Raw genomic sequence first — 26,362 nt, 5'->3', positions numbered from 1 at the left:
GTTATGGAATGGCATTTAGTAAAACAGACAGTTCTCCTGCCGCAGCAGATTTTAACAGTAAGGCCTGCCATATATTATTTCTGGCAATCTCCAAGTCGATTTCCGCTCGGTTTAAGGCGTACAGCGATTGGGTTAAGTCCACAATCGTGGTTAAGCCGCTCCGGTATAAAGTGGTGTTCTGACGATACGCATCCGCCGCCGCTTTAACCTGGATTTTTGTCTCTTCAAAGTTTTCTACTGCATTTTCTAGTTTCGCATCTGCGAGTTGGGCCTGAGCTGACAATTCCTCATGCATCAGGTGATACTCGTTTTGAAGCGCTTGCGTCTGGTATTTTTGCTCTTTTACTTTAGCACCGAAACGATAAAGATTGGTCAGGTTCCAGCTCAAGGTTAATCCTGCCAGGTAATTCCCCCTTTGTATGCCTACGCCTTTATGATAAGATTTTGAAAAAGCACTGTTGTCTTGCACGTAATTGGATTCAAAGCCGGATCCACGCCCTTGTACTACTCCAAAAGCAGATAAGGAAGGTAGTTTTTGCAAACGCTGGATTTTTTCGGATTTCGTGCTTCCCGAGATTTTGCTCTTTTGCCATTGTAATAATGGATGATTGATTAGGTTCAAAGGTAGCGCAATCGGATCAGAAGCTTGAGTTCCTGATACTTTTCCTGCTGAAGTATTACGCGCAGTCAGCTCATGTTCGGTCAACATCGGAGTTTTACTGGTGAATACGGAATCCAGTGTAAAACTTTGATATTCTTCTCCAAGTAATACTGCCAATATTTTGGAGTACTCCAATTCCATGTCGTAGGCTTTAATTCGTGCAGACTGCGCGTTAGAGACCTCCGCTTTCGCTAAGGAGGCGTCCACACCCGGAATCAATCCGCTAGCTGCACGGCTCAGTGTAGTACTCATGAATACCTGAGCACGCTCCAGATTTTTCTCTTGCACATATTTGATCCGCTGACTGGCAAAGAGGTTGAAATAAGCAGCACCTACTTTTACCTGATGCTGGAATTTCTCTTGCTCCAGGTCGGCTGCCGACTGCCTTTCTTCGACTCTAGCCAGCTGCACCTGGTTTTTGATCCTGCCAAATGTGAACAGGTTCCAGTTGATATTGGCCAGGTATAGCGATCCAAAAGCCGCATTCCAATTTTGATCTGCCAGTGGCATAGAGGTAGCTGCCGAAGCTAATCCTCCATAACCATACAACGGACCATTCTGCGCGTTGATCGTCCCATAACTCTGTTGCGCCTGTACTGTAAGATCTGGTAGATACAGGCTTTTTTGATAATTTGTGTTTTCTTGTGAAGCTTTTATTAAGGCCTCTTTTACTTTGATTTTTTCGTAGTTCTGAATAGAACGCTGTAGTGCGTCTGGCAGCTGCAAAGTTTGGGCATACGACACCGTCGATAAGCCGCAAAATGCCGCTAACGCAATGAATCTGATATTCATTGTTTTATATCTTTTAGAAATTAAACCATCATGATGAAGGAGGATGTTTCCATGCTCCAGAATTCAAAATGAAGACGGCCTATATCAGATATACGCAATGTAAAATGTAGAATGGGGGTTGTTTTAATGGGGTAGAAAAATAGAAATTATCCGTTTTAAGGGTTTTTATTTTATGATCCCAAATGGTGGCATTTGCTGGATGTAGGTATAAAACCGCTTCTCCTGAGAATTTCAAAAGGTTTTCCTGCTGGGCGATCTTTTGCACTTTATCCGCTAGCTTTACCTGCTCCTTTTCATGTTTGCAACAATTGTCCTTCTTGGTTTTCTGCTTGTTTTTTAAAGCGCAAACCGGACATACCTGACCCTGATGTTCTTTAGAAAATAAACGCATTTCTTGCTTTATCCCTTTGCAAATATGAGCACTGGTCGTAAATCCAGTGGATACGATCAGAAACAAAAGGCAAAGAAACAGGCTGAGCAGTCTTTTCATAAGGAGTCACAAAGATGGCTCAGCTATTTAAGATAAGCATTACAGGATTATGCGAATCTTTTACATAATTCTGAGAGTGGTTCGGATAGTAATTTCCCTTTTGCACTAAATTTAGACTGCTCTACAATTAATAACAAAATGAATTGATAGAAGAGAATATCTTACGATCAATCATTTTTCAAATCCAATAGGAAGTAAAAAAATAACAGTTAAATACGTCCAAAACAGACAAAATAAAATATGTATTACGGTTTCCTTAAATTTTCCTTTCCAGAGCGCCGAAGAATATCCAAAAAACTGCATCAATAATCTGATTAACCAAAAAACACCAAACCCTAAAACAATCTTCTTTCCAAGTCCGGTGGAGAGTAATTCATCCGACAAGGTTAGACATAACACTCCAATTAGAAATACAACCAAAGCGATGAAAAATGTATGAACATACATCATCTGGCGATTGACTAGACTCAAAGAAACCAGTTATTTAGACCAATTGAAATACCTTGGGAAAATCACATGCATAAAAGACAATGCAATTAATAAAACGCCAATAATTTTAAAATGTATTTCCATTCTTTTCAAGTATAAATGTGGAAATAAATGGTGTAATTTTTATTTCATTTTGAATTTTAAGCTCTGCTGCCTGAAAGACTTCAAACCAGGTAGATTTAGAATAAAAATGAAGGAAACCAATACTATATGCCATAAAATTGACCTTATCTCTCAAATGTTCAACAATAAAAATCTGACCCGAAGGTTTTATTAGGCGTTTTAGCTCTTTAAAAAATCTTATCCGTTCCTCTTTGTTCCTAATCTCATGTGCGGATAGAATTACAAATATTTTATCAGCCGAATTTTCCTCCAGCTGCAAATTATCTGATGTTACATTTCGAGTGCCAGGAAATGCCGGATATGCTTTTCTGGCTCTTTTAATTGAGACTTCAGTATGTATTAAGGGGTCATAAAAATCCAGCACAATTAATTCTGCAGCCATAAACCTCTTTCCTAGAATAACACTCGTCTCATCAAATCCAGCATTTATATTAATGATGCCTAACCAGGTAAATCCAACGACCTTTCCATAGATGATTTTCTTTGTCGACAACCAAGCTAATAAAAGAATAACTGTAACCGGAATCAATATGAAGATAAAAAACAAGTTAAATCCAAATCCCATTTGCTGTTATAGACTAAATTTGCTGCAATGAAAATTCATTCGTTCTGCCCATTCTAATTCCTCGTGCAGCTCCTGATTACAAAATTCGATATGGATCACTCGTCGTTTATTGTTATTGATGCTGCGGCTTGAACTATGTAATAATAATGGCTTCATGATCATGATTCCACCTTTCGTGACCTCACAAGTATGTTCAGTCTCAAAAGACCAATCTATATCTTCAACTCTATAGATCCCATTTAAATGAGAGCCAGGAATCACCCTTAACGCTCCATTATTTTCATCTGTATCATCAAGATGTATACGAACGGTAAAACTCTGTTTTAGGATGTCCAATGGCGGCTGAACAGAGAATTGGTCTTGTTTTACTGTCCACTTACTATATCCGTCTAATTCTACCTTTCTGTCCACTGATATGGTCAAATCCTAGTGATAAGAAACGAACCAGTTAGATTGTCCAGGCTTATCAAAATAAATAGATTTTACCATAAAATAATCTGAACCAAAAAGCTCTTGAATGAGCAGCTTAAATTCATCATTAATGATGAGCTCTCCTATTTCTGGTACTTCCTTTAAAAATTGCCTGATTGCAAACAGGTCAGTAGATTTTCTGAATGTTTTTCTGGAAGTATCAGCTTGATCAATTAGCTGGATAATTTGTTCGATTTTAGCATCAGAAAACACATTATCAATCGCTACAAAGCCTGTGTCTTCAATTTCAACCCTATACTTATTAAAATCTACCATACATCGAATATACAGATAGATTAAAATATTAAACAATCCTATTGCCGACTGGGACTTTATGAAAAAGGTCAGCAACCAATTCATAGAGTTTTGGAAAATATTTTGTGGAATCCTAAAAAAAACCTCATCATTGCAACATGCGTTTCATCTCACCAATATTTATCATCCTGCTGTTATTCGTTATAAAACCGGTATTTTCCCAGAATCCATATTTAGCCAGGCTTTCAATAAGTGGCATAATTGGAGAACTGGGAGTCTCACCAAAAGGAGATATCTGGGTGGCCACTGCATCGGGACAAGTATATTATCGGTCTCAAGCCGATCAGCTTTGGCGGGAGAATAGCATCAGCGCCAATGATAATCATAGCTCTAATCACTTCGAGCGCATCAATTTCTTTTCAGATAGTACTGTTGTTTTGTCCGGATTCTTACAGGAAAACAGGAAAGAGGATTTTATTTTTAGAAGCGAAGACGGTGGAAAATCCTGGGCAAAGGTTCAGTTTGGTGAAAGCAGCTGGCTAAACGGAGCCTATTTCAGTAAAGATGGAAAAGCTTGGATGACCGGTAATTCGCAATACATCTACTATACTAAAGACAGTGGCAAGACCTGGCAAACATTTGATAAAATAGAAAAAACAGGTAACCTAAGACTGATCTCCGCTCACTTTAAAAAAGATGGAAAAACAGGCCTTTTCGGATCTACCTGGAATGCCCTATATCTGACATTAGATAATTGCAAAAGCTGGATCAAAATTCCAACACCGCTGGACCAAAAGAAATATGTCAGAATTTCCAAAACAAGTCACCCCGAAATAAAAAAAATCAGGTTATTAGACAACCACTATATCATTAAGCAGGAAGGAAGAACATTTATCAGCAAAACAGATCAAATAGAGTGGCGTTATCTCCCGGAAATTGTAGATTTCGAAGTTACTGACTCTGGAAAACTATATGCTATACAGAAAGACCGGAATGTTCAGCTTTACAGTTCTGATTTCTCAGCCCTATGGACATCCAATCAAAAATTACAACTACCTGTTGCTGCGATAGCCGTTCATGGCGAAAAACTTACTGCCTTAACTCATGAACAGCTCTACACGATCGGTCCCAGCATTTTTGAAAGCACCGAACTACTCCGCAGTAATAGTAGTATATCCAAACCTGAGTTGCAACTGCAGATTGAAGGTGAAAACTACGGATTTGTCGGAAAAGATATTCTTAAATACGATATCGTAAGAAACCAATGGTTTAGATATATGCGCCTTGATTTTCACATCACAAATGCAAACACTATAAATGGAAAATTGTTGATTTCTAATCGAAGCTACAACAAATTTTATGAATTAAATCTCCCAAAAAAGATGCTTCTTCCTGTTCAGGTACCCTCAATAGTGATTGACCTTAAGGCCAATCCAGTTGAAGAGTTCCATTTGGAGCATGGCAGCCAGGGGTGTTTTCACCATAGCAATTCAATTCAGTCCTTTGTCAGACATGGAAAGCGGTTTATGCTCGATAAAAAAGTTTCACGCGGATCTTTTTTAGCCAACGCTATCGAAACAATTGATGCCAACACTATAAATACACTAGCAGGAATGATCGCTGGCTTCAAGACCGATAAACTAAGCATTGAAGATCTTGATATCAACAAGCATGACATCGAACGTTTCAAAAAATATATTGATCAGCAAGCAGCGCAGATTAAGATTAAAGGTCTTGATGAACACCGTTTCGATGAAACGGTTTATACTTTTCCAGGAGAAAATACAGATTTCAATTATTATAAACAGGTTGCAGATTCATTATACACCCTATCTCCTGAACTGCTCAATGCTGTGTTTTCCCAAGCTGACAGCTATTGGAGTACCACAATTGATACAAGAAGAATAATCCTTGTTTTTAAGGATGGTAAAAGACTCATTGTCGAAAATTCCTACAACCGCCCAAACTACCTTTTTATGCCATGGAATATCGAATACGGGGCATTGAAACTCAAATCCAACTCTATTCAGTTCGGTAAGGCTATTGATCATCTAACAAAGGGCAGCTTTTTTGTCCAGCATGTACGCGACAAAAACTATGCGATATTTAGAATTGCCGATTATATTTATAGGCAAAAAATTAGTCAGTAGTTATTCTGAATGTTTTTACAAAATTATCAGTTTATTAATATATATAAAGGATAGCTATTGAAGCGGGCTTATGGCTGGGTGGTCAAAATCCCTGTAAATCAAAAAAGCCACTCGTTGGAGTGGCTTTTTGCGGACCGGACGGGACTCGAACCCGCGACCTCCGCCGTGACAGGGCGGCATTCTAACCAGCTGAACTACCGGTCCGTGTTTCCCTTACGGGTGGATTTTATAGTAGATCCTCTACTTAACAACTTCAAGTTCTCGATGAGAAACTTTTGCGGACCGGACGGGACTCGAACCCGCGACCTCCGCCGTGACAGGGCGGCATTCTAACCAGCTGAACTACCGGTCCGTTGTTCCCTTTCGGGATTGCAAATATAGAGTCTTTATTTATATTTACAAACTATTTTTTGAAATAATCGCAACTGGTTAAACCACAGAGCCTTCTTTCATCTTTTCAGCATTCTCTGCAAACTGCAATGCATCGATCAGCTCCTGAACACCACCATCCATCACATGATTTAGGTTATAAAGTGTCAATCCGATGCGGTGATCTGTTACTCTTCCCTGAGGATAGTTGTAAGTTCTGATCTTTGCAGAGCGGTCACCGGTAGATACCATCGTCTTACGTCTTGCCGCAATGTCTCCATTTTTCTTCTGCAATTCGATATCATATAGTTTACTACGCAGCATCTCCATTGCGATCACCCTGTTTCCAAGCTGAGAACGTTCCTGCTGACAAACTACTACCAGTCCCGAAGGTCTGTGGGTCAATTGCACTTTCGTCTCTACTTTATTCACATTCTGACCTCCGGCTCCACCTGAACGGGAAGTCTGCAAGTCAATATCTGCAGGGTTAAGGTATAGATCGATTTCTTCTGCTTCTGGCAATACCGCTACCGAGGCTGCTGAAGTATGCACACGACCCTGAGTTTCTGTATCTGGTACACGTTGTACACGGTGTACACCTGATTCATATTTCAATTGCCCATAAACATCCTCTCCGCTCACTTTCAGGATCACCTCTTTATAACCACCGGCAGTACCTTCAGTTACATCCACAGTTTCTACCTTCCAGCCTTTTTGCTCAAAGAAACGGCTGTACATACGGTATAAATCACCAGCAAATAAAGCTGCTTCATCACCACCAGTACCACCACGAATCTCGAATACGGCATTTTTAGCATCTTCAGGATCTACAGGAATCAGCATCAAACGTACTTTTTCTTCCAGTTCATCCTGCTGCTTCAGCAACATATCCAATTCTTCTTTAGCCATTTCGCGCATTTCGGCATCTTTCTCCGTAGATAAGATCTCCTTGTTTGCTTCGATATTGCTCATTACATTCTTGTAGATTTTATATTGGTCTACAATCTTGCCTAAATCTTTATACTCTTTATTTAAAGCCGCAAAACGTTTCATATCCTGCATCGTATCAGGATTACTCAACTGTTCTTCTACATCTTCCCAGCGTAGCTTAATTGCTTCTAATTTTTCTAACATATTCTTTTTTCAGAAAATTAATACTTGTTGCCTTCTTGATTCAGACCCGTCCTGCGGATCCTGTCCTGGCAATTGATTTATTTTGGAAGGCAAAAATACGGCTTTTTCAGTTAATTGACACTAAAAATTTAATGCTTGCCGGATTCTTACAGCCCTGATGATTATTTTTCGAAATAGTTCAGTGTTAATTCTTTGCCGTCAAATACCGCATAAGAATTAAAATTAATCCATTCCCCAAGGTTCACATACTTACTTTTCCCATTCAGATTGATCTCTAAAGGCAAGTGGCGGTGTCCGAATACAAAATAGTCGTAATGTCTCTTTTGCAATAGTTCTTTTGCATAAATCGCCAGCCATTCGAATTCTTCTCCATGAAATGCTTCCTCAGTTTTATTGGCTACCCTGCTGCTTCCAGACCACCAATTGGCGATTCCCAGTCCAATACGTGGGGGTACGATGGAAAATAACCACTGACAAACCGGGTTTCTAAATACTTTTCTTAACAACTTATATTTTTCATCACCAGGTCCTAGTCCATCCCCATGGTGCAGGTAAAAACTTTTACCATTTCGCTCCATGACCATTTCATCGCTAATGATTTCAATTCCCATTTCTGTCGTGAAATAATCCCTCACCCACATGTCATGGTTGCCTTTAAAAAAATAAATTTTAATTCCTGCGTCTGTCATCGAAGCGAGCTTACCTTGCAGGCGAACAAAACCTTTTGGGACTACTTCCCGATATTCAAACCAGAAGTCAAAAATATCGCCCATCAAAAAAAGCTCAGCACAACTGCTTTCTATAGCGTTTAACCAACGAATGATTCGATCTTCGCGCTTTCTACTTTCCTGATGACTGGGAGAACCCAGGTGGAAATCAGAAGCAAAATATATGTTTTTTGTCATCAGTATCAACAAAGATAAGTAAAAAAAATATCGCAGGTTTGTCATAAGTTCTACCAATTATCTAGAATATATCTAAACAGTCGCGGTTATTAAAACAAAAGTTCGTAAATTCGCACAAAATTTAAACACATGATTTCTACAGATATAGCCATTATTGGCGCCGGACCCGTTGGTTTATTTGCGATTTTTGAAGCAGGACTCCTTAAAATGCGTTGTCATTTGATCGATTACTTACCTCAGGTAGGTGGTCAATTGTCTGAAATATATCCTAAGAAACCTATTTATGACATTCCTGGATACCCTACGGTACTAGCTCAGGAATTGATTGACAACCTAATGGAGCAAGGGAAACCTTTCCATCCTGGTTTTACTTTAGGAGAACGCATTGAAGGTCTGGAGAAACGTGGAGAAGGAGATTTTGTGTTGACCACTAACATGGGTACGATCATTGAAGCTAAAGTAGTAGTAATTGCAGGCGGATTAGGCTGTTTTGAGCCTCGTAAACCAGCAGTAGAAGGATTAGAACAGTTTGAAAATGGTAAAGGGGTGAATTATATGATTCTTGATCCTGAAAAATACCGTGGTCAGAAAATGGTAATCGCCGGTGGTGGTGACTCTGCTTTAGACTGGACAATTTTCCTTGCGGATATTGTAGACGAATTGACTTTAGTTCACCGCAGTGAAAGTTTCCGTGGTGCACCTGATTCAGTAAACAAGGTAATGGCTCTTGCAGAAAGCGGAAAAATCAACCTGGTATTGAACAGCAATTTAAGCTCTGTTCATGGAAATGGAAAATTGGAAACAGTGGAACTTGTTCATAACCGCAGCCTGGAAAAAAGTACAATCCAAGCGGATCATTTGATTCCTCTTTTCGGATTGAGCCCTAAATTAGGTCCAATTGAACAATGGAACTTAAACATCAACAAAAGTGCAATTGAAGTAAATACAGATGACTATTCGACCAATATCCCAGGTATCTATGCGATTGGCGACATCAATACTTACACGAATAAATTAAAATTAATCCTTTGCGGTTTCCACGAAGCGGCACTAATGAGTCATAGTGCTTACCAGTACATGAACCCAGGTGTTAAATATACCATGAAATACACTACCGTAAACGGAGTATCCGAATTCTAAGCATGGAAGAAAATAACATTACCCTGCACGTCCAAAATCCGGACGGCAGCAGAACAACATTAGAAGCGCCTGTAGATATGGGCCTGAGCTTGATGGAATACCTGAAAGCATGTGAATACGATATTCTTGCCACCTGTGGTGGAATGGCACTTTGCGCAACTTGCTGCGTAGACGTGCTGGAAGGAGAAGAAAAATTGAATGAGATGACCGATGACGAATATGCCATGCTGGACACCTTACCAGATTTACTTCCTAATTCCAGGTTAGCCTGCCAGTTACAGTTGAGTCCAGCAATGGATGGACTGGTCGTTAAACTACACTAATTAATTTTCTATAGGAGCAGCCGCAATTGTCTTGATTGGGCTGCCTATAGTTTTATATTCGCCTTCTCCTTTCAATATTGCCATCATTTTTGACGAATTGCTCAACACAGCTTTTGCTGCACTCAGCTCTTTATCATATTGGAAAGCCTGGATCACCTTCCCTTTTTCATAATAATACCTGCTTACGATCTGTGTTTCCAATACCCTTTTGATTTCCGGTTTGAAGGTAGTCAAGTCTGTTTTCTTTGCCACTAACATCTTAGCTTTAAGGTCTTCCAGATCTGCTTTTACAGCCGGTAGTTTATTTTCCTTTTCTGCCTCCGTTCGCAAATCTGCCAGCAAACGCTCTGTTTTAGAAACATAGGCATAGTCTTTTCCTTCCAGGGAAGTCAGGAAAGCAGCATAGTCCTGATCTGTCAATTGGAAACTTACTGCAGGGGCAATGGTTTTGTTGTTGTTTTTATAGGCATTCGCATAGTCAAAAAACAAGCTCTTATTCAATAAAGAAATCGTAATTGGACTCAGTTTAGGTGTTTCCACAAAGATGTCAGGATAAATTCCATTGCCATCATAGACGCTTCTGCCGGTACGGGTACTGAATTTGTTCATCAGGGAATCCGCTACTTTAGGTGTTTTTCCATTCTGGTCTTTATGGGCATAATCCAAGGCCTGAATACATCTGCCTGAAGGCGTAAAATACTTGGCCACGGTTACTTTCACCAGGCTATTATAAGGCAAGGGAAAAGTTTGCTGCACTAATCCTTTTCCATAACTGCGCTGCCCTACTATAATGGCTCTGTCTAAATCCTGTAAAGCACCCGCCACAATTTCTGAGGCAGAAGCGGAGTTACCTCCTACCAGAATTACCAATGGGATTTGAGGAAGCAAGGGATCTGCCAAGGTTTTATAAGTAATGGTTTTTTGTGGGTTTCTACCTTTTTGAGTCACCACTAAAACGTCTTTATTCACGAAGAGGTTTACAATTTTTACGGCTTCCTGCAAGATTCCACCGCCATTGTAGCGCAGGTCAATGATCATTCCTTTAGGCTGCTGTTTATTCAGATTGATGGCCGCATCCTTTACCTCCTGTCCTGCATTTTCCAAAAATTTATCCAATCTGATATAGGCAAAATGATCTTCAGTCATGCCTGAATAAGAAACATTAGGTTGTTTAATTTCATCCCGATTGAGATTTTTGGTGATCACGGCGCCATTTCTGATGACTAACAAAGTCAGGGCTGAACCACGAGGGCCACGCAGCAGCTGACTTACCTGTGCGCGCTCTTTTCCTTTTACCGCAACATCGTTGATCTTTACAATCTGATCGCCAGGTTTCAGATCTTGCTTATCTGCAGGGTAGCCTTCTGTCACTTCATTTACAAATAGCTTTCCTTCGATAAAAAGCGTACTCGCTCCGATGCCCCCATATTGGGTGCTCACATATTTTAGTTTATAGTCTTCTACTTCAGACTCAGGAATATATTCTGTGTAGGGGTCCAGTCCATCCAGCATGGCGTCAATACTGCTACGCATGAGGTCGGATGGATTGGTTTCGTCTACATAATTGACGTTAATCTCTTTATATAAAGACGCGAAAATATCCAGGTTTTTGGAAACCTGAAAAAGATCTTCCTTAAAAGACCAGCTTATGGAAGCAAAAGCGATCAGCGAAAAGGCGGCTACAAGTCTGAATTTTTTCATTTTACCCATCTGTTGAAGCGTAAATTTACAAAAAAGGCTTGGAACTCAATAGGCTAATGGGAATTATAGCCTGTTGCCATCAGGATCAGCCAGGGCTTTCTTGATGGTAAATTCTACATACTCGCGGTTTCTTTTCACTAAGCTCATCAATTGCTCTACCAATTGATCTTCTTGTCCAGGCACAAAAGATAGGTTCTCTTTCGCCAGATCGCGGTATTTTCTAAGAAACTTAATTTTAACCTTTGTCCAGGTCTCAGGAGTAAGTGTAAAACTTGCCATAATGTATTATAGTTTGGTTGCAAAAATAGGAAAATTTATGAGAGGAGCACAGGGATTCCGTATTCTCCGGTTAATCAGGCAGAGAGATTTTTCCCATTCGGATGGAAGGGACACCTTGGCGCGCACCGAAATTGATTTTTTCGCCAACTAAAGTCTCATTAGCCAGGACGGCAAAAAGCACTGCTTCTTTAGCATCCGGATTAATTTCCAGCTGTGCTGTAGTGCCGAATTTCGCCTTTGGCAGACCAGCTTTCAGCATCCTTACTAAAAGCGGATTGTGCATCCCTCCTCCACTCATATATATATAAGGTGTGGCTGTTTTTTCAAAGCATTTGTTGATAGCAGCCAGGATCACTTTTGCCGAGCAGGCACATAAAGTGGCAAGTACATCTTCTTTAGCAAGGTTTAAAGTGCCTGATTGTTCTTGTGCTGTGGATAAGTAGCTCAGATTGAAAAGTTCAGGCCCGGTGGTTTTCGGAAAATCAGCGTTTAAAAATTCATTTGTTAATAAAGCGGTTAATAAGTCTTCATTCACTGTTCCTTCAATAGCGATTGCTCCATTTTCATCGAAATATAAGCCCGGATAATGCTGCTGAACAAATTGATCCATCATGGTATTTCCGGGACCAACATCCGTAGAAAAAACTTTCGAGGCATCATGGTCGGCTGGCAGATAGGTGAAATTGGCAATTCCTCCGATATTGAGCATGATGCGGTCCTCTCCTTTTTTTGAAAAGAGCAGGTAATCTCCATAAACTGCCAATGGTGCTCCTTCTCCTCCTGCTGCCAGGTGTTTCTGACGGAAATCTGAAATGGTAATGATGCCGGTTTTCACCGCGATATGGTCGCCATCACCAATTTGAAGGGTGGCATTTGGGAAATCCTTCAGGCCATGTAAAGTTGCAGGCGCATGAAAAATCGTTTGACCATGACTGGCGATCACATCAATTTCTGCAGGTGTCCTTCCCCAGTTTTTTAAGGTTTCCAAAATCAGCGCGGCATGGTATAGCCCAATCTTCTCATTCATCAGACAAACCATTTGCAGGTCAGCATCTGTTCTGGAAAAAACAGATTTGACTTCATGCTTAAACTCCTGGTGATAAGGAACCGTAGTAAATTCCAGCACTTTTAAAACGGTTTCGGCACCATTTCCTTTTACCGCGCAAAGGGCAATATCCAGACCATCCAGAGAGGTGCCAGACATCAGTCCGATGATCAGGCGTTCCGGTTTCTGCAGTATTTCGAAGAGTGATTTCCAGTTTGAATTCATAAGGCTGATTTGTCGGATACTAAAATAGGTTAAAATCAATTGTCTGAAGGGATTTCATAAAAAATCCTCCCGATCCGTTGAAAAAACTAACAGTTTTGCAAAAAAAAACCATTTTGATTGCCAATTTGAAACAAAAAACACAGCGGGGTTAAAAATTTGGATTAAGTCGGCAGAGTCCCTATATTTACTGCTCCGTACAAAATTTAAGAACAATTAAATGGCAAGATTAAATCTTCTGGAAGAAACGCGTTTTGAAAAACTGCCCGTTTCTGTCTTTGAAAATCCTACAGCAGCATCTTTAAGTGTTGCTCACCGCATCGGGGACCTTATTAAAGAAAAACAAAAGAACAATTCCAAGGCTGTCTTAGGCCTAGCTACCGGAGCTACACCAATAGCGGTGTACGCGGAATTAGTTAGAATGCATAAGGAAGAAGGTTTGAGCTTTAAAAATGTAATCACATTCAACCTTGATGAGTACTACCCTATGCAGCCAACTGCTGCACAGAGCTATGTATCTTTCATGAATGATCATTTATTTGATCATATTGACATTGAAAAAGAAAACGTAAACATCCCTGATGGTACCCTGAAACTGGAAGACATTCCTGCTTTCTGTTTAGCTTACGAGAAAAAGATCACTGAAGTTGGTGGTTTAGATATTCAGATTCTGGGTATCGGTCGTACTGGTCACATTGGTTTCAATGAGCCAGGCTCTGCGCCAAACTCAGGTACTCGTTTAGTAACGCTAGACGATTTGACCAGAAGAGATGCGGCCCGCGACTTTGGTGGTAAATCTTTTGTTCCTACAAAAGCAATCACCATGGGTATCGGTACTATTTTCAAAGCCCGTGAGATCATTCTTATGGCCTGGAATAAGAAAAAAGCTTCCATCATTAAAAAAGCAGTAGAAGGTGAAATTTCAAGTGAAGTTCCTGCTACTTATCTGCAATTATCTGAGCATGTAGAATTTATTCTGGATCAAGATGCGGCTTCTTTATTGACACGTTTTGATACACCTTGGTTGGTAAAAGACTGCATCTGGGATGAAGTAATGACCAGAAAAGCAGTAATCTGGCTGGCAAATACTTTAAGTAAGCCAATTTTGAAACTGACTGAAGATGACTATAATAACCACGGTATGGCTCAGCTTGCAGTGGAACAAGGTCCGGTATACAACATTAATATCCACATTTTCAATAAATTACAACACACCATCACTGGATGGCCAGGTGGTAAACCAAACGCAGATGATTCTCAAAGACCAGAGCGCGCGGAACCAGCTAACAAACGTGTGGTAATTTTCTCTCCACATCCTGATGATGATGTGATCTCTATGGGTGGTACTTTTATCCGCTTAGTAGACCAGAAACATGATGTACATGTGGCTTACCAAACCTCAGGCAATACTGCAGTTTGGGATGATGATGCACTGCGTTTCCTAGAATTCAACATCGATTTCTCAGAAAAAATGGGCATGGCTCAGGATGAAATGAAAGGTATTTACCAAAATATCCGCAGCTTCATCGAGACTAAACAACCAAATCAGGTAGATACTCCGGAATTACAAACGGTTAAAGGATTGATCAGAAAAGGAGAAGCGATTGCTGGTGCCAGATTCTGCGGTTTGGAAGACGACCATATCCATTTCATGGCCCTTCCTTTCTACGAAAGTGGAAAAACTAAAAAGAATCCGGTAACAGAGAGAGACATCGAACTGACAATGGAACTTTTACAAAAAATCAAACCAGAGCAGGTATTTGCAGCTGGAGATTTTGAAGATCCACATGGTACACACATCGTATGTTTCAATATCATTTTATCAGCATTACAAAGACTAGCGAAAACTGAAAGCTGGGTTAAAGACTGCTGGTTATGGTTATACCGTGGTGCCTGGTTAGAGTTTGATACTTATGAGATCGAAATGGCCGTACCATTGAGCCCGCAAGAAGTAGAGAAAAAGAAATTTGCTATTTTCAAACACCAGTCGCAAAAAGACCGCGCAGTATTCCCTGGTGATGATTCGAGAGAATTCTGGGTAAGAGCTGAAGACAGAAACAGAGAAACTGCAGAAGCTTATGACCACCTTGGATTAGCTGAATATGAAGCAATGGAAGCCTTTGTGCGATACCATTTTTAATCGTATTTAATACTTAAATATTTTACAACCGCTAAGCTCCTGAAGCTTAGCGGTTTTTTTATGTACGCCATTTTATTCTGAACAGAAAATCTTTGCCGATAGCTCATGAATACTCATGATAAAACTATAATTTAGTCCAACTTATTACCAAACTACATGAAGAAAAATATTTATATTCTTGCGATAGGACTGGTCGCACAATTGACTGTTTATAGCCCCGGATATGCCCAAAAAAAAACCGGTGCTGCGAAAACCGGTACTACAAGCCCTGCAAAAAAAACGGATGGACAGCTCATCCCGAATGATCCAAATGTTAAAATAGGAAAACTTTCAAACGGACTCACTTATTACATCAGAAAAAATACAGAGCCTAAAAACAGGGCAGAGCTGTATTTAGCCACCAGCATAGGCTCCTTAATGGAGAACGATGACCAGCGTGGCCTCGCCCATTTTACAGAGCACATGGCTTTTAATGGTTCTAAAGATTTCCCAAAAAATGAAATGATTGATTACCTGCAAAAAGCAGGCGTTCGCTTTGGCGCCGACTTAAATGCTTATACCAGTTTCAATCAAACCGTATATCAACTGCCTATCCCTACCGATAGTGCTGCAGTATTCAAGTCAGGATTTAAAATCCTCGCCAACTGGGCAGGAAAAATCAGCATGGATGGCGAAGAAATCGATAAAGAACGTGGTGTAATCATTGAAGAAGATCGTCAGCGTGGAAAAAATGCGCAGGAAAGGATGCAAAAGCAAATGCTGCCTTTAATTTTGAAAGGTTCACGTTATGAAAATCGCATACCAATTGGTAAAATTGACTTGCTGCAAAACTTTACACACGATAAAATCCGCAATTTTTATAAGGATTGGTATCGACCAAATTTACAGGCAGTGATTGCTGTAGGTGATTTTGAGGTGAATGAAGTAGAACAGCTGATCAAACAAAACTTTTCTGACCTGGCCAATCCTGCCAATCCGAGACCACGTTTAACCTACGATCTTCCTGATAATAAGGAACCCTTAGTCAAGATCATCACAGACCCTGAACAGCCTTACAATGTGGCGCAGGTGATGTATAAACACCGTGGCGGAGTCGTTAAAACTACCGCAGATTTAAAGAAGAGCCTGATGTACTCGATGATCAATAGCATGTTAGGCGCACGTTTACAAGAGATCCTTCAAAAAGGAAATGCACCATTTTTAGTGGCACAGTCTAGTTATGGCCCTTTCCAGGGAGGTTTGGTACCCAACATCAATGCCTTTCAAACGGTAGTTGTTTCCAATTCCGGAGCCACTTTAGAAAAAGCCATTACTGCTGGCTTAGCTGAAAATGAACGTGTAAACAAATTCGGTTTTCTACCGTCAGAAATAGAGATCGCTAAAAAGAACATTACCGCTGCCAATGAAAAACGCATGAAAGAAAAGGATAAAACTCCTTCTTCCAGCTTTGTTCAAAAATACCTGAATAATTTTCTGGAAGGAAGTAGTATTGCTTCCACAGAATATAGCTATAACCTGACTAAAAAGACGCTGGAAGAAATCAGCCTTGCTGATCTCAATGCACTGGCAAAAACCCTGATTACAAAGGATAATCAAATTATCCTGGTGATGGCACCAGAAAAAGAAAAAGCCAGTTTACCTACTGAAGCACAATTATTGGCTACCTTAAAAAATGCAGGCAATGGCATCACTCCTTATGTAGACAACACCATCAACAAGCCGCTCCTGGACAAAAAGCCTGCAGCTGGAAAGATTGTTTCAGAAAAGAAAATTGATGCCGTAGGCGCCACAGAATTAACGCTAAGCAACGGTATTAAGGTATTATTGAAGCCTACGGATTTCAAAAATGATCAGATTATTTTCAGCTCCTTCTCTAAAGGAGGAACTTCTCTGGCCAGCAATTCGGATTTCCGCTCTGCTGAACTCGTAAGCCTGATTCCTGAAAGTGGTGTTGGAGAATTTAACCCTTCGAACCTGAATAAACTGCTTGCAGGGAATACAGCGAATGCAGGCGCTTATGTGAGCGACCTCTACCAGGGTTTCAGTGGAAGTGCTTCTCCAAAAGATCTGGAAACAGCTTTCCAATTGGTATACGCATACGCGACCAAACCAAGAAAAGATGTAGAGATTTTCAATAAAAACATGAGTGATTATAAAGTCATTTTAGCCAATAAAAATGCAAGTCCCAGCAGCGTATTTGCGGATACGGTACAGGCAGTGATGGCTTCTTACCATGAACGAGGTATGCCAATGAACTTATCGGATCTGGATAAAATTTCACTGGATAAGGCCTTTGAATTCTATAAAGACCGCTTTGCAGACCTTGGAGAGCAGACTTTTGTGATCGTTGGTGCATTTAATGTGGATGCAATTAAACCTTTAATCGAAACTTATATCGCCAGCTTGCCTTCAGCAGGCAAAAAACAAAACTTCGCAGACAATGGTGTGAAAGCTCCGGTAGGAAAGATCAGCAAAACTGTTTACAAAGGTTTGGAAGATAAAGCAGCGGTACAATTGTACCTGCATGGAGATTACGACTTTTCACAAGAAAACAACGTACAGCTGGATGCCTTAAACGAAGCCTTGAAAATCAAAATCCTGGAACGTCTGAGAGAGAAAGAAAGTGGCGTATACAGTCCGAATGTAAGCCTTAGCATCAACAAAGAGCCGAATCCGCACTATTATTTCACGATTTCATTTAGCTGTGCTCCAGCCAATGTAGAAAAGTTGATTGCAGCGGCCTTAGATGAGGTCAACAAGATCAAACAGAGTGGTGCATCGGTGGATGACCTGACGAAATTCAAATCTGAAGAACAACGTCAGACAGAACTCAGCCTTAGAGACAATGGTTTCTGGTTAGGTTACCTGAGCAGCAGTATTAAAAATGGAGAACCAATGGATATGGTATTCCAGCAACCTAAATTATTAGAAAAGGTAACTGTAGAAAGCACAAAAGCTGCAGCAAACAAATACCTGAACGAAAATAATTACCTGCGTTTCGTACTGGTTCCACAAAAATAAGCAGGTGGCCGTACGGGAAATAGGAAAAAATCCTGAAATAGTACGGACACAATGGTAATAACAAGACCTGATGCTTTTTAAACATCAGGTCTTGTTATTTATAGCATGGACCGAGTCTATTATTGAATTGATCAGCTCTATCGAATGATACGAACTTTATTTACTTACTTTTCTAGTTTAACCAATGCACTTGTTTCCAGCCCAACTGGGCTGCTTGGTTCACTCTCATTCTTCAATCGATCCAATGCGGTCACCAAATAGGTATATCTTTTTCCCCTTTCCACTGTGGTATCGATAAAGGAAGTATAATTCTCGAAGCTGATCCTAAGGATATTCCTGGCATCCAGCACATCCACTTTTACCCCTTCATTGAATCGGTAGATTACATATCCTGATGCTGTTTCGCCATCACTGGCAACCGTAGGCTTTTCCCATTTCAGGTGTACTCCATCATTCTTTGCTTCCGCAGTCAATTCCTGTGGCGCATGAGGTACAACATCATCCAGCCAAGGCATTTGAGGAGGCAATGCCGGAAATTTATACAGATCGTTTCTTAAAGAATCTCCCACTGCCCGCGCGACCGTAGAAAAGGATTTTGAACTAAAAAACACACTTCCCTGAACACGGTTATTCTGACGTAAGTACCTGATTTGATCTGGCACCTGCTCTGGTAATCTCCAGGCAGCTTCCATCTTTTGATTCACAAGGTATGCGCCCTGACCGATATAAAGGTGGCGGCCATAAGTATTATTACTCCACCAATCTACCAAGGTAGCAAAAGGCGCTACTTTACGGGTAAAACTGAAATATATCTGTGGATTGATGTAATCTACCCATCCTTCTTTTACCCATTTTCTAGAATCGGCAAACAGTTCATGAAAGTTTGATAATCCACGGGTAGCTGAACCTTCCACATCTTCATTGTCGTTTTTCCAGATGCCAAAAGGACTTACTCCAAATTTAACATATTTTTTATGGGTATGAATACTGTCGTCCAGCTGCTTAATCAGTAAATCGACATTGTTCCTTCTCCAATCGTTGATATTTGTGAAACCATTAGCATACTTGCTAAATGTAGCCTCATCATTGATCTTTTGTCCAGCGATTTTGTAAGGGTAAAAGTAGTCGTCAAAATGAATTCCATCCACATCATAACCTTTTACCACATCAAGAATCACCTGAATGATATATTCCCTTACTTCTGGAATCCCTGGATCAAACTGTTTCTTGCCACCATAGGTAAAAAACCATTCCGGGCGCTTTCTGATCATATGATCAGCGCTCACCACCGTGCTCGGGCTTGTTGTAGCGCGATATGGATTGAACCAGGCATGCAGCTCCATTCCTCTTTGATGTGCTTCTTTAATTGCAAAGGCCAATGGGTCATAATCCTGTCCTGGAGCAACCCCTTGTCTGCCGGTTAACCACTGACTCCAGGGCTCCCTCGATTTGGCATAAAACGCATCTGCTGCAGGCCTTACCTGTAACATGATCGCATTCATTCCATTTGCTTTATGCATTTCCAATAAGCCAATTAACTCCTGCTTCTGCTGATCCATGCTCAAGCCCGGTTTAGATGGCCAGTCGATATTCGCAACCGTAGCCACCCATACCCCCCGAAACTCTCTTTTTGGAGCAATTTTTGATGTGCCTTGTGCGAAAGATAGATATGGAGTTAGTGCTATTAGAAACAATAGCCCATAGATAGTATTTTTAAACATTTTATATAATTTGTACTTAATAATTCTTTTTCTTTGTGTGCTCTGGTATACGTTGTGTATTCGAGATCTTAGCAAGTAAACGATTTTTTTTAAAGTCTCATACAAATAGGCTGTTTTTTTTACTATTTCCTATATTTTTATATTATGTTCGCGTTTTAAACACCTTTAGAGAAGAATTCAAGAAATGTCAGACCAAAATGAGATGGTAAATAAGGGAGACCGCAATAAGATCTATTTTCTAATTGTAGTCATTCTCGCCCTTCTGGGAACCAATGCTTACCTATACTTAAAAGACCGACATCAAAGCCAGCGCTTTGTAACCGTGAGCACAGAAAAAGACAGACTAAAACTTGAAGTGGAGAAGATAGAAGCCGAACTGGATAAGGTGAATGCACTCAATGTTACCTTAACTGACAAACTTCAGGAAGAACAAAAGCTCGCCAGAGCAAAGATTGCGGAGTTGAAACTTGCCCTACAAAACGGAAAACTGACCCAAGGCGACCTCAATATTGCCCAGAAAGAGGTTAAAGAACTACGCGAATTTGTGAAAAACTACAGCGATGAAATCCTCCGCTTAGAAAAAGAAAACGCTTATTTACGAACACAACGTGACAGCTTAAAAGAGTTTGCCAATACTGCCAATCAAAAGGCCGGCGATCTGGAGAAGAAAAACACAGAATTAGAAGCTAAAGTAAAAACTGGTGCTGCTTTAAAAGCTGGAAATGTATCTATTGTAGCTTATAAGGTGAAAAACAATGGAAAAACCATAGAAGTGACCCGTGCCAGTACCGCAAAAAAACTAACAATTAATTTCAATATCGCATCCAATGCGCTAGCCGCTAAAGATTACCACAAGATATATCTGCGTGTATTTGACCCTGCAGGAAACCTGATTGCTAACGGTGAAAACCTATTTGAAGCAGACGGTGAGCAAATGCAATACACCTCTTCGACCTCTATTTCTTATAACGACGACAATACTATTTATAAGATGGACTGGATCAATCCGAACCCTTTTATTAAAGGCACTTACTCGATTATTCTTTATGCAGATGGTTTTACCATGGGTAAAGCAGCAATTGAATTAAAATAGAAACCCGATTAAGATAGTGGGAAGCTCAGGTAAAAAGTGGTTCCCACATCAGCAAAGGACTTAAACGAAACTGTTCCCCCTGCATTTTCCACAGCTTGTTTTACGAAGGCCAGACCTAATCCTGTTCCGGATGATTTAGTCGTGAAGTTAGGTACAAAAATCTTATCCTGCTGCTCTGGGTCAATACCCTTGCCATTGTCTTCTACCTCTACAAATACGTTTTCCTCATCATTCATCACATTCACTTTAATGACACACCTCGCGTCTGTACCGGCGGCTTCAATCGCGTTTTTAAGCAGGTTATTAAATGTACGCAGCAGCTGATCTTTATCACCAAGAATCATGACTTCAACGCTGGTATGGTTAAATATATAAATTTCTACATTTTGCGTATTCGTAAAAACATCCCTTGCCTGCTGTATAATCGGCAGTAAACGTAGTTTTTCCAGTTTGGTATCTGGCATCTTGGCAAAATTCGAGAACTCTGAAGCGATAGAAGCCAGGCTATCAATCTGCTCTATAAATGACTTATTAAAGCGTTCAAACTTCTTTTCAAAATTAGGATCTTTCTCTTTCCAGGATTTCTCCAGCAGCTGCACACCTAGTTTTAATGGCGTTAAAGGATTTTTAATCTCATGCGCTACCTGTTTGGCCATCTCCCGCCAGGCAATTTCCCTTTCGGATCGGGCCAGTTTAGAAGCGCTTTCCTCTAATGCGGCAATCATCTTATTGTATTCCCTAATCAGGGAGCCAATTTCATCATGCCTCGACCATTGAATAGGCTGATTTTTTTGGCCTAATTTGGTCTTTCGGATACTTTCCTGAATAAAAGTAAGCGGGCTGGTGATCTGATTGGCTAGAAACACAGCCAGAATACCAATGGCTACAAATACCAGGGCATAAATGTTAATTAAGGTATTGATGTATAGGCCAATTTTACGCTGATAATCTGCTTCATTGGCATAATAAGGTAGTCCGATATAAGCAATGGTCTCATTCATCGCATTGCGAATCGGCGCATAAGCAGAAGAATAACCGAAATCTCCGATATGTTCATCTGGATTGATGTATTCCGATCTTTGCATCTGTTTCAGGTAAACATAGGCTTTTGCACCCATTTTACGCCCTATAATGCCAAAATCATAAATCCTTGGCAAAGAGGTAAACAAGAGGTTTCCATTTGCATCAAAAAGGTTGAGGTAGGCACCATTCACATCAGCGAACTCATTAAAAAACCGCGTAGACTCCTCATCAGAGGTCGGCAATCCGGTGGCTATGATTCGTTTCTCATAAGACAGCTGTACTTTTCTTATTTTCTCTTGGATATAGTCCTCCTGCTGTCTGCGGTACTCGTCGCGGATGTAGAAATAGGTGGTCCAGCCTACAATCACCAAAGTGGCCACAACCGAAAGTACAATTGAGAACTGAATCCTGGTCTTATAGAGGATTTTGTTCGCATTGATCATTAACGACCGATTGATATTAAACCAGCCACCCCAGCTTTCATCGATATTCTTTAGCACCCAGATTAAAGCGTAGAGCGTAACTGAAAAAATAATGAAAACCAAAAAGAAGAAAGAAAGCGTAGCGAGGCGCGCCACATAAGACACCTTTTCCTTGCTCACCACGATCATTTTGGAGGCGATTGGCATATACACTACATGTGTATACCCAAGGCTGTCTGTGACGATCCTAGGCTTTCTAGGCTCAGCTTTAAAATCCAGAGCAGAGAGCTTATACGTGTATGGCCCAGATTGATTGACTAATTTACCATAACTGTAGAAGGCAAAAGAGTAATTGCTATAATCATCCTCGCTCTTATTTTTACGGTCGATCAGGATATCAGGCAGCTGACTATTGTAATTGTATTGCTGCGATTTCAGTTCGATCACCAGTGTCCCAAGAATGTGATTATCCTCGAAAATAGGAATAATTCCGAAATAGTTCTGATACCCAAAAGTATCATTCAGCCGGTAAAAGAAATTTGATTCAGAAGCTTTTATAGAACCTGTCTGCACCAGCTTTTTATAATAACTTAAGGGAACTCCCTGCTTATTTAGAGAAGAGTCTTTGCTGTTGTATTCGTAAATATTGTATTCGAATTTGGAAAGATAGCCTCCCAAAAACTGCTTATTAATGTGTCTTTGCAAAACATCAGACCTGCCCATCATGGGTTGCTTAAAGTAATCAGCAACAAAACTATCTGTGTAAATGCCTACTTCCAGACTCTCAATTGCACTGATGATCTTAGGATCGTCTGTAGATTCCAGTTTCTGCGCGATCGTAAGCCTTTTATTTTTCTCCTTTATATCGATAAACTTCAGGTACTTGATAGAGGACATGAAGGCCAGACAGAAGAATATAGTAGTAAAAACACCAATAGAGAATTTATTGTCTTTAATAAACACATTCCAGCCTACTGTGAGGATAAACACAGCATACACCACAAAGAAAATACTGAAATCTGTACTCAGGCGGTAGCAAAGGTAAGCTAAGAATGCAAACAGAAACAGCATTAAACGCTCCTTATTCGTGACATTCAGGGTTTTACTCAATTGCAATAATATGGTGATGACCAGGTAAATATTGAACCATACCAGACATAGGATAACAATACTGATCCAGCTTACCCAGCCCAGATTGATGATATTGGTGATGTCAAAGTTGATCTTTGAATTGATGATCAGCCCAAAGAAAATCTGGTCACTGATCAGCGCAAGCAGACCAAAAAAGGCCAGTAATATCAGATAAAAGGCCCATCCTGCTATTTTATTCTGGTTCAGCCAGGAAGGCAAACGGTACTCATTTCTGTGTTTATAAATAAAATAAATGACCCAGGTAATGGCAAATACATTGAGCAGGAAGTCGCCTAAAGAAGGCAGAAAGAAACTCTCCCCGTATATCGTAGGACTAAATATCAGCAGGTCAAACTGTTGATTGAACCATCCATATTCCAGATCTGTTACTCTCAAGACCACAAAGAACAAGGTCAGTAATAAGGTAGCAGAAAGCAATCGGCCTTTTTTCACCATCCAGACACAAAAGGAATTGAAGAATAAGCAAATGCTAAACAAGCCAATTGCCCATAACCAAACCTCAATTTTTGAATAAATACTCTTAGTATAACTCGGTTTTAGCTTTACTTCAAACAGCAGTCGGCCTTCAAAATTATTGATGCCATAAACGTCTGTATCTGTAAAAGAGGCCAGGGATAATGAATTGGAAGGTAATAGGTAAGGTGAAATGTCGTTCAGCAGGTACTGATTCTGAATATTATATTGGTCCATTACCTCGATGAGGAACACCAGCGCGTAATTTCCGGTTGTCTTCCGAACCACTTCATACCAGCCATTGGGCAGCTGAACGAAGGATGAGCCTTCATTTATCGCATCCAAACTGGAAGGAAAGGCACTAAAAGAGCTCCAGAATTTTAAATTATTTTTTTCATACACCAGCAGGTTAATTCCCTGCTGTGGATAAAGGTTAATAAAGTCTAAAGCGTATTTTTCGTTGAGCTCATATTGCTTGGCCTGTTCCACTCTTTTCGAATCGGACAGGAAGTCGTAAACAATACTTTCTTTATCACTCAGGTTTTCCTGAAGGGTTGCCGCTTCATGGGTAAGCAGATCTTTCTTACTGATCGTACTTTTTAAAGTGAGGGCCGTGCCAATACAGCAGGCCCCAAGTATCAATAATAAAAATCTGATTTTACCCGCGATGCTCACGTTAAACCTTTGCTGTGGTAGTTGCAGAGCTTGTTGGGAAGGCTCTATTCACTTTTTTAACCAGGCCTTGTAAAACATTGCCAGGACCCACTTCTACAAATTCACTGGCACCATCAGCGATCATACGCTCGATAGTTTGCGTCCATTTTACCGCAGCGGTCAATTGTGTAATTAAGTTTGCTTTGATCTTTTCAGGATCAGTATTTGGAACCGGATCCACATTTTGATAAATTGGACATACCGGAGAAAGTACCGTTACATTTTCAATTGCTTCCTGAAGTTCTAACCTTGCAGGCTCCATTAATGGAGAGTGGAAAGCACCGCCAACATTTAGCTTTAAAGCACGTTTAGCACCGGCTTCTGTTAACTGCTGACAAGCGATATCTACGCCTTCAATGCTGCCAGAGATTACAATTTGTCCAGGACAGTTGTAATTTGCGGCCACAACTACTTCGTCAATTCCTTCACAGATTTTTTCTACCACCTCATCTGCAAGACCTAAAATAGCAGCCATTGTAGAAGGTTGTAATTCGCAGGCTTTCTGCATGGCATTTGCTCTTGCAATTACCAATCTTAAGCCATCTTCAAAAGACAAAGCATTTGCGGCTACCAATGCCGAAAGCTCTCCCAAAGAGTGTCCTGCTACCATATCAGGCTTGAAATCTGCACCTAATGTTTTTGCCAAAATCACAGAATGAAGGAAAATAGCTGGCTGAGTTACTTTTGTTTCTTTTAACTCTTCATCCGTTCCGGAGAACATGATGTCGCTGATGCGGAAACCAATAATTTCATTTGCCTTTTCGAACAGGTCTTTAGCGATTTCATTTTCGTACAATTCTTTACCCATGCCCGAAAACTGAGCGCCTTGTCCTGGAAATATATATGCTTTCATTTTTATGCTTAATGTGTGTTTAGTGTAAGTTGGCAGTGATTAACCTCAAAAACTCTGCCCTTGTTGTGTCTTTTGCAAATTCTCCTGTAAAAGCGGAGGTGGTAGTCACAGAATTTTGCTTCTGAATTCCTCTCATTGCCATACATAAATGCTTGCATTCAATCACCACGGCTACTCCTAAAGGGTTTAACGTTTCCTGGATGCAATCTCTAATTTCATTTGTTAAACGTTCCTGTACTTGCAAACGGCGAGAAAAAGCATCAACAATTCTAGGAATTTTGCTCAATCCAACAATATGACCGTTCGGAATATAGGCCACATGTGCTTTTCCGAAGAAAGGAAGCATGTGGTGTTCACACATAGAAAATACTTCAATATCTTTCACTACCACCATTTGACTGTAGTCTTCTTTGAACATTGCACCTTTAAGGATCGCTGCCGGATCCAGGTCGTAACCATGCGTTAGATATTGCAGGGCTTTCGCTACACGTTCCGGTGTTTTTACCAGTCCCTCGCGACTAGGATCTTCGCCTAACTGGCTTAGAATGTCTGTATAATGATTCGCTACAGCGGAGATTTTTCCTTCGTTGTAACGATCTATTTTGATGTAACCGTCTTCAGTTTCATCTAAATGATCTAAATGATTGTTCATATCT

At 40.4% G+C, this 26,362-nt stretch carries 20 protein-coding genes and 2 tRNA genes; 6 read left to right on the top strand and 16 right to left on the bottom strand.

The features are described from left to right. Position 1 precedes the first annotated feature (1 nt). From AQ505_RS01340 to AQ505_RS26765, 5 genes are all read right to left on the bottom strand, one after another. A complete protein-coding gene (locus AQ505_RS01340; RefSeq protein WP_062546515.1) occupies positions 2 to 1,453 on the bottom strand; it encodes a TolC family protein in 1,452 nt (483 codons plus the stop codon). A gap of 79 nt (positions 1,454 to 1,532) precedes the next feature. Next, positions 1,533 to 1,943 (bottom strand): HYC_CC_PP family protein, encoded by a 411-nt coding sequence (locus AQ505_RS01335; RefSeq protein ID WP_062546514.1) that lies wholly within the window; start codon positions 1,941 to 1,943, stop codon positions 1,533 to 1,535. A gap of 556 nt (positions 1,944 to 2,499) precedes the next feature. After that, positions 2,500 to 3,120: a class I SAM-dependent methyltransferase gene (locus AQ505_RS01325; protein WP_062546513.1), complete on the bottom strand. Its 621-nt coding sequence runs from the start codon at positions 3,118 to 3,120 to the stop codon at positions 2,500 to 2,502. 6 nt (positions 3,121 to 3,126) lie between these two features. Beyond that, the gene (locus AQ505_RS26770) at positions 3,127 to 3,531 is read right to left on the bottom strand and encodes a phytanoyl-CoA dioxygenase family protein (RefSeq protein ID WP_231635004.1); all 405 of its coding nucleotides are present in this window, start codon (positions 3,529 to 3,531) and stop codon (positions 3,127 to 3,129) included. Positions 3,532 to 3,546: 15 nt separating this feature from the next. Beyond that, entirely contained in the window at positions 3,547 to 3,867 is a 321-nt protein-coding gene (locus AQ505_RS26765; RefSeq protein WP_231635003.1) for a hypothetical protein, read from the bottom strand. A 137-nt stretch (positions 3,868 to 4,004) separates the two neighbouring features. On the opposite strand from AQ505_RS26765, the gene AQ505_RS01315 reads away from it, so the two are divergent. After that, positions 4,005 to 5,996 (top strand): VPS10 domain-containing protein, encoded by a 1,992-nt coding sequence (locus tag AQ505_RS01315; protein ID WP_062546512.1) that lies wholly within the window; start codon positions 4,005 to 4,007, stop codon positions 5,994 to 5,996. A gap of 130 nt (positions 5,997 to 6,126) precedes the next feature. On the opposite strand, the gene AQ505_RS01310 is transcribed toward AQ505_RS01315, so the two are convergent. From AQ505_RS01310 to AQ505_RS01295, 4 genes are all read right to left on the bottom strand, one after another. After that, positions 6,127 to 6,200, bottom strand: a tRNA-Asp gene (locus AQ505_RS01310). Between the two features lie 74 nt (positions 6,201 to 6,274). Continuing rightward, positions 6,275 to 6,348: transfer RNA gene (locus tag AQ505_RS01305), tRNA-Asp, on the bottom strand. A gap of 77 nt (positions 6,349 to 6,425) precedes the next feature. Then, positions 6,426 to 7,499 carry a peptide chain release factor 1 gene (gene prfA, locus AQ505_RS01300; protein WP_062546511.1) on the bottom strand — a complete coding sequence of 358 codons (1,074 nt, stop codon included), beginning with the start codon at positions 7,497 to 7,499 and terminating at the stop codon, positions 6,426 to 6,428. A 161-nt stretch (positions 7,500 to 7,660) separates the two neighbouring features. Next, positions 7,661 to 8,404 (bottom strand): UDP-2,3-diacylglucosamine diphosphatase, encoded by a 744-nt coding sequence (locus tag AQ505_RS01295; RefSeq protein WP_062546510.1) that lies wholly within the window; start codon positions 8,402 to 8,404, stop codon positions 7,661 to 7,663. Positions 8,405 to 8,533: 129 nt separating this feature from the next. On the opposite strand from AQ505_RS01295, the gene AQ505_RS01290 reads away from it, so the two are divergent. Both AQ505_RS01290 and AQ505_RS01285 read left to right on the top strand, forming a co-directional pair. Beyond that, positions 8,534 to 9,544, top strand: coding sequence for an NAD(P)/FAD-dependent oxidoreductase (locus AQ505_RS01290; protein ID WP_062546509.1), 1,011 nt, complete (start codon positions 8,534 to 8,536; stop codon positions 9,542 to 9,544). 2 nt (positions 9,545 to 9,546) lie between these two features. Next, a complete protein-coding gene (locus AQ505_RS01285) occupies positions 9,547 to 9,867 on the top strand; it encodes a 2Fe-2S iron-sulfur cluster-binding protein (protein ID WP_062546508.1) in 321 nt (106 codons plus the stop codon). Here AQ505_RS01285 and AQ505_RS01280 read toward each other — a convergent pair whose 3' ends face one another. The 3 genes from AQ505_RS01280 to AQ505_RS01270 all read right to left on the bottom strand — a co-directional run bounded on the left by AQ505_RS01280 (position 9,868) and on the right by AQ505_RS01270 (position 13,117). After that, a complete protein-coding gene (locus AQ505_RS01280; protein ID WP_062550844.1) occupies positions 9,868 to 11,568 on the bottom strand; it encodes a S41 family peptidase in 1,701 nt (566 codons plus the stop codon). It abuts the gene before it with no gap. Between the two features lie 63 nt (positions 11,569 to 11,631). Continuing rightward, entirely contained in the window at positions 11,632 to 11,847 is a 216-nt protein-coding gene (locus tag AQ505_RS01275) for a hypothetical protein (RefSeq protein WP_062546507.1), read from the bottom strand. Between the two features lie 70 nt (positions 11,848 to 11,917). After that, a complete protein-coding gene (locus AQ505_RS01270) occupies positions 11,918 to 13,117 on the bottom strand; it encodes an anhydro-N-acetylmuramic acid kinase (protein ID WP_062546506.1) in 1,200 nt (399 codons plus the stop codon). A 217-nt stretch (positions 13,118 to 13,334) separates the two neighbouring features. On the opposite strand from AQ505_RS01270, the gene nagB reads away from it, so the two are divergent. Next, positions 13,335 to 15,254, top strand: a complete 1,920-nt coding sequence (nagB, locus tag AQ505_RS01265; RefSeq protein ID WP_062546505.1) for a glucosamine-6-phosphate deaminase — start codon at positions 13,335 to 13,337, stop codon at positions 15,252 to 15,254. Between the two features lie 156 nt (positions 15,255 to 15,410). Then, positions 15,411 to 18,275, top strand: a complete 2,865-nt coding sequence (locus AQ505_RS01260) for a M16 family metallopeptidase (protein WP_062546504.1) — start codon at positions 15,411 to 15,413, stop codon at positions 18,273 to 18,275. Between the two features lie 164 nt (positions 18,276 to 18,439). On the opposite strand, the gene AQ505_RS01255 is transcribed toward AQ505_RS01260, so the two are convergent. After that, positions 18,440 to 19,996 (bottom strand): glycoside hydrolase family 10 protein, encoded by a 1,557-nt coding sequence (locus tag AQ505_RS01255; RefSeq protein ID WP_062546503.1) that lies wholly within the window; start codon positions 19,994 to 19,996, stop codon positions 18,440 to 18,442. Positions 19,997 to 20,198: 202 nt separating this feature from the next. Between AQ505_RS01255 and AQ505_RS01250 the strand changes: the two genes are divergently transcribed. Continuing rightward, entirely contained in the window at positions 20,199 to 21,089 is an 891-nt protein-coding gene (locus AQ505_RS01250) for a hypothetical protein (RefSeq protein WP_231635002.1), read from the top strand. 8 nt (positions 21,090 to 21,097) lie between these two features. On the opposite strand, the gene AQ505_RS01245 is transcribed toward AQ505_RS01250, so the two are convergent. The 3 genes from AQ505_RS01245 to folE are packed head-to-tail and all read right to left on the bottom strand — an operon-like array spanning position 21,098 to position 26,358. Beyond that, a complete protein-coding gene (locus AQ505_RS01245; RefSeq protein ID WP_231635001.1) occupies positions 21,098 to 24,814 on the bottom strand; it encodes a sensor histidine kinase in 3,717 nt (1,238 codons plus the stop codon). Position 24,815: 1 nt separating this feature from the next. Next, positions 24,816 to 25,706, bottom strand: coding sequence for an ACP S-malonyltransferase (gene fabD / locus AQ505_RS01240; protein ID WP_062546501.1), 891 nt, complete (start codon positions 25,704 to 25,706; stop codon positions 24,816 to 24,818). A 19-nt stretch (positions 25,707 to 25,725) separates the two neighbouring features. Then, the gene (gene folE / locus AQ505_RS01235) at positions 25,726 to 26,358 is read right to left on the bottom strand and encodes a GTP cyclohydrolase I FolE (protein ID WP_062546500.1); all 633 of its coding nucleotides are present in this window, start codon (positions 26,356 to 26,358) and stop codon (positions 25,726 to 25,728) included. Positions 26,359 to 26,362 lie beyond the last annotated feature (4 nt).

Origin of the sequence: Pedobacter sp. PACM 27299 (assembly GCF_001412655.1) — a bacterium.
Taxonomy (GTDB): domain Bacteria; phylum Bacteroidota; class Bacteroidia; order Sphingobacteriales; family Sphingobacteriaceae; genus Pedobacter.
Note: the sequence above shows the minus strand (reverse complement) of the source record. Positions and strands in the feature narration are given on the sequence as shown.

Coding starts and splice junctions, on each gene's coding strand:
- AQ505_RS01270 (WP_062546506.1), bottom strand. CDS start 13,117: ATGAATTCAAACTGGAAATCACTCTTCGAAATACTGCAGAAACCGGAA.
- nagB (WP_062546505.1), top strand. CDS start 13,335: ATGGCAAGATTAAATCTTCTGGAAGAAACGCGTTTTGAAAAACTGCCC.
- AQ505_RS01340 (WP_062546515.1), bottom strand. CDS start 1,453: ATGAATATCAGATTCATTGCGTTAGCGGCATTTTGCGGCTTATCGACG.
- prfA (WP_062546511.1), bottom strand. CDS start 7,499: ATGTTAGAAAAATTAGAAGCAATTAAGCTACGCTGGGAAGATGTAGAA.
- AQ505_RS01275 (WP_062546507.1), bottom strand. CDS start 11,847: ATGGCAAGTTTTACACTTACTCCTGAGACCTGGACAAAGGTTAAAATT.
- AQ505_RS01255 (WP_062546503.1), bottom strand. CDS start 19,996: ATGTTTAAAAATACTATCTATGGGCTATTGTTTCTAATAGCACTAACT.
- AQ505_RS01290 (WP_062546509.1), top strand. CDS start 8,534: ATGATTTCTACAGATATAGCCATTATTGGCGCCGGACCCGTTGGTTTA.
- AQ505_RS01315 (WP_062546512.1), top strand. CDS start 4,005: ATGCGTTTCATCTCACCAATATTTATCATCCTGCTGTTATTCGTTATA.
- folE (WP_062546500.1), bottom strand. CDS start 26,358: ATGAACAATCATTTAGATCATTTAGATGAAACTGAAGACGGTTACATC.
- AQ505_RS01325 (WP_062546513.1), bottom strand. CDS start 3,120: ATGGGATTTGGATTTAACTTGTTTTTTATCTTCATATTGATTCCGGTT.
- AQ505_RS01250 (WP_231635002.1), top strand. CDS start 20,199: ATGGTAAATAAGGGAGACCGCAATAAGATCTATTTTCTAATTGTAGTC.
- AQ505_RS01260 (WP_062546504.1), top strand. CDS start 15,411: ATGAAGAAAAATATTTATATTCTTGCGATAGGACTGGTCGCACAATTG.
- AQ505_RS01280 (WP_062550844.1), bottom strand. CDS start 11,568: ATGAAAAAATTCAGACTTGTAGCCGCCTTTTCGCTGATCGCTTTTGCT.
- AQ505_RS01335 (WP_062546514.1), bottom strand. CDS start 1,943: ATGAAAAGACTGCTCAGCCTGTTTCTTTGCCTTTTGTTTCTGATCGTA.
- AQ505_RS01285 (WP_062546508.1), top strand. CDS start 9,547: ATGGAAGAAAATAACATTACCCTGCACGTCCAAAATCCGGACGGCAGC.
- fabD (WP_062546501.1), bottom strand. CDS start 25,706: ATGAAAGCATATATATTTCCAGGACAAGGCGCTCAGTTTTCGGGCATG.
- AQ505_RS01295 (WP_062546510.1), bottom strand. CDS start 8,404: ATGACAAAAAACATATATTTTGCTTCTGATTTCCACCTGGGTTCTCCC.
- AQ505_RS26765 (WP_231635003.1), bottom strand. CDS start 3,867: ATGGTAGATTTTAATAAGTATAGGGTTGAAATTGAAGACACAGGCTTT.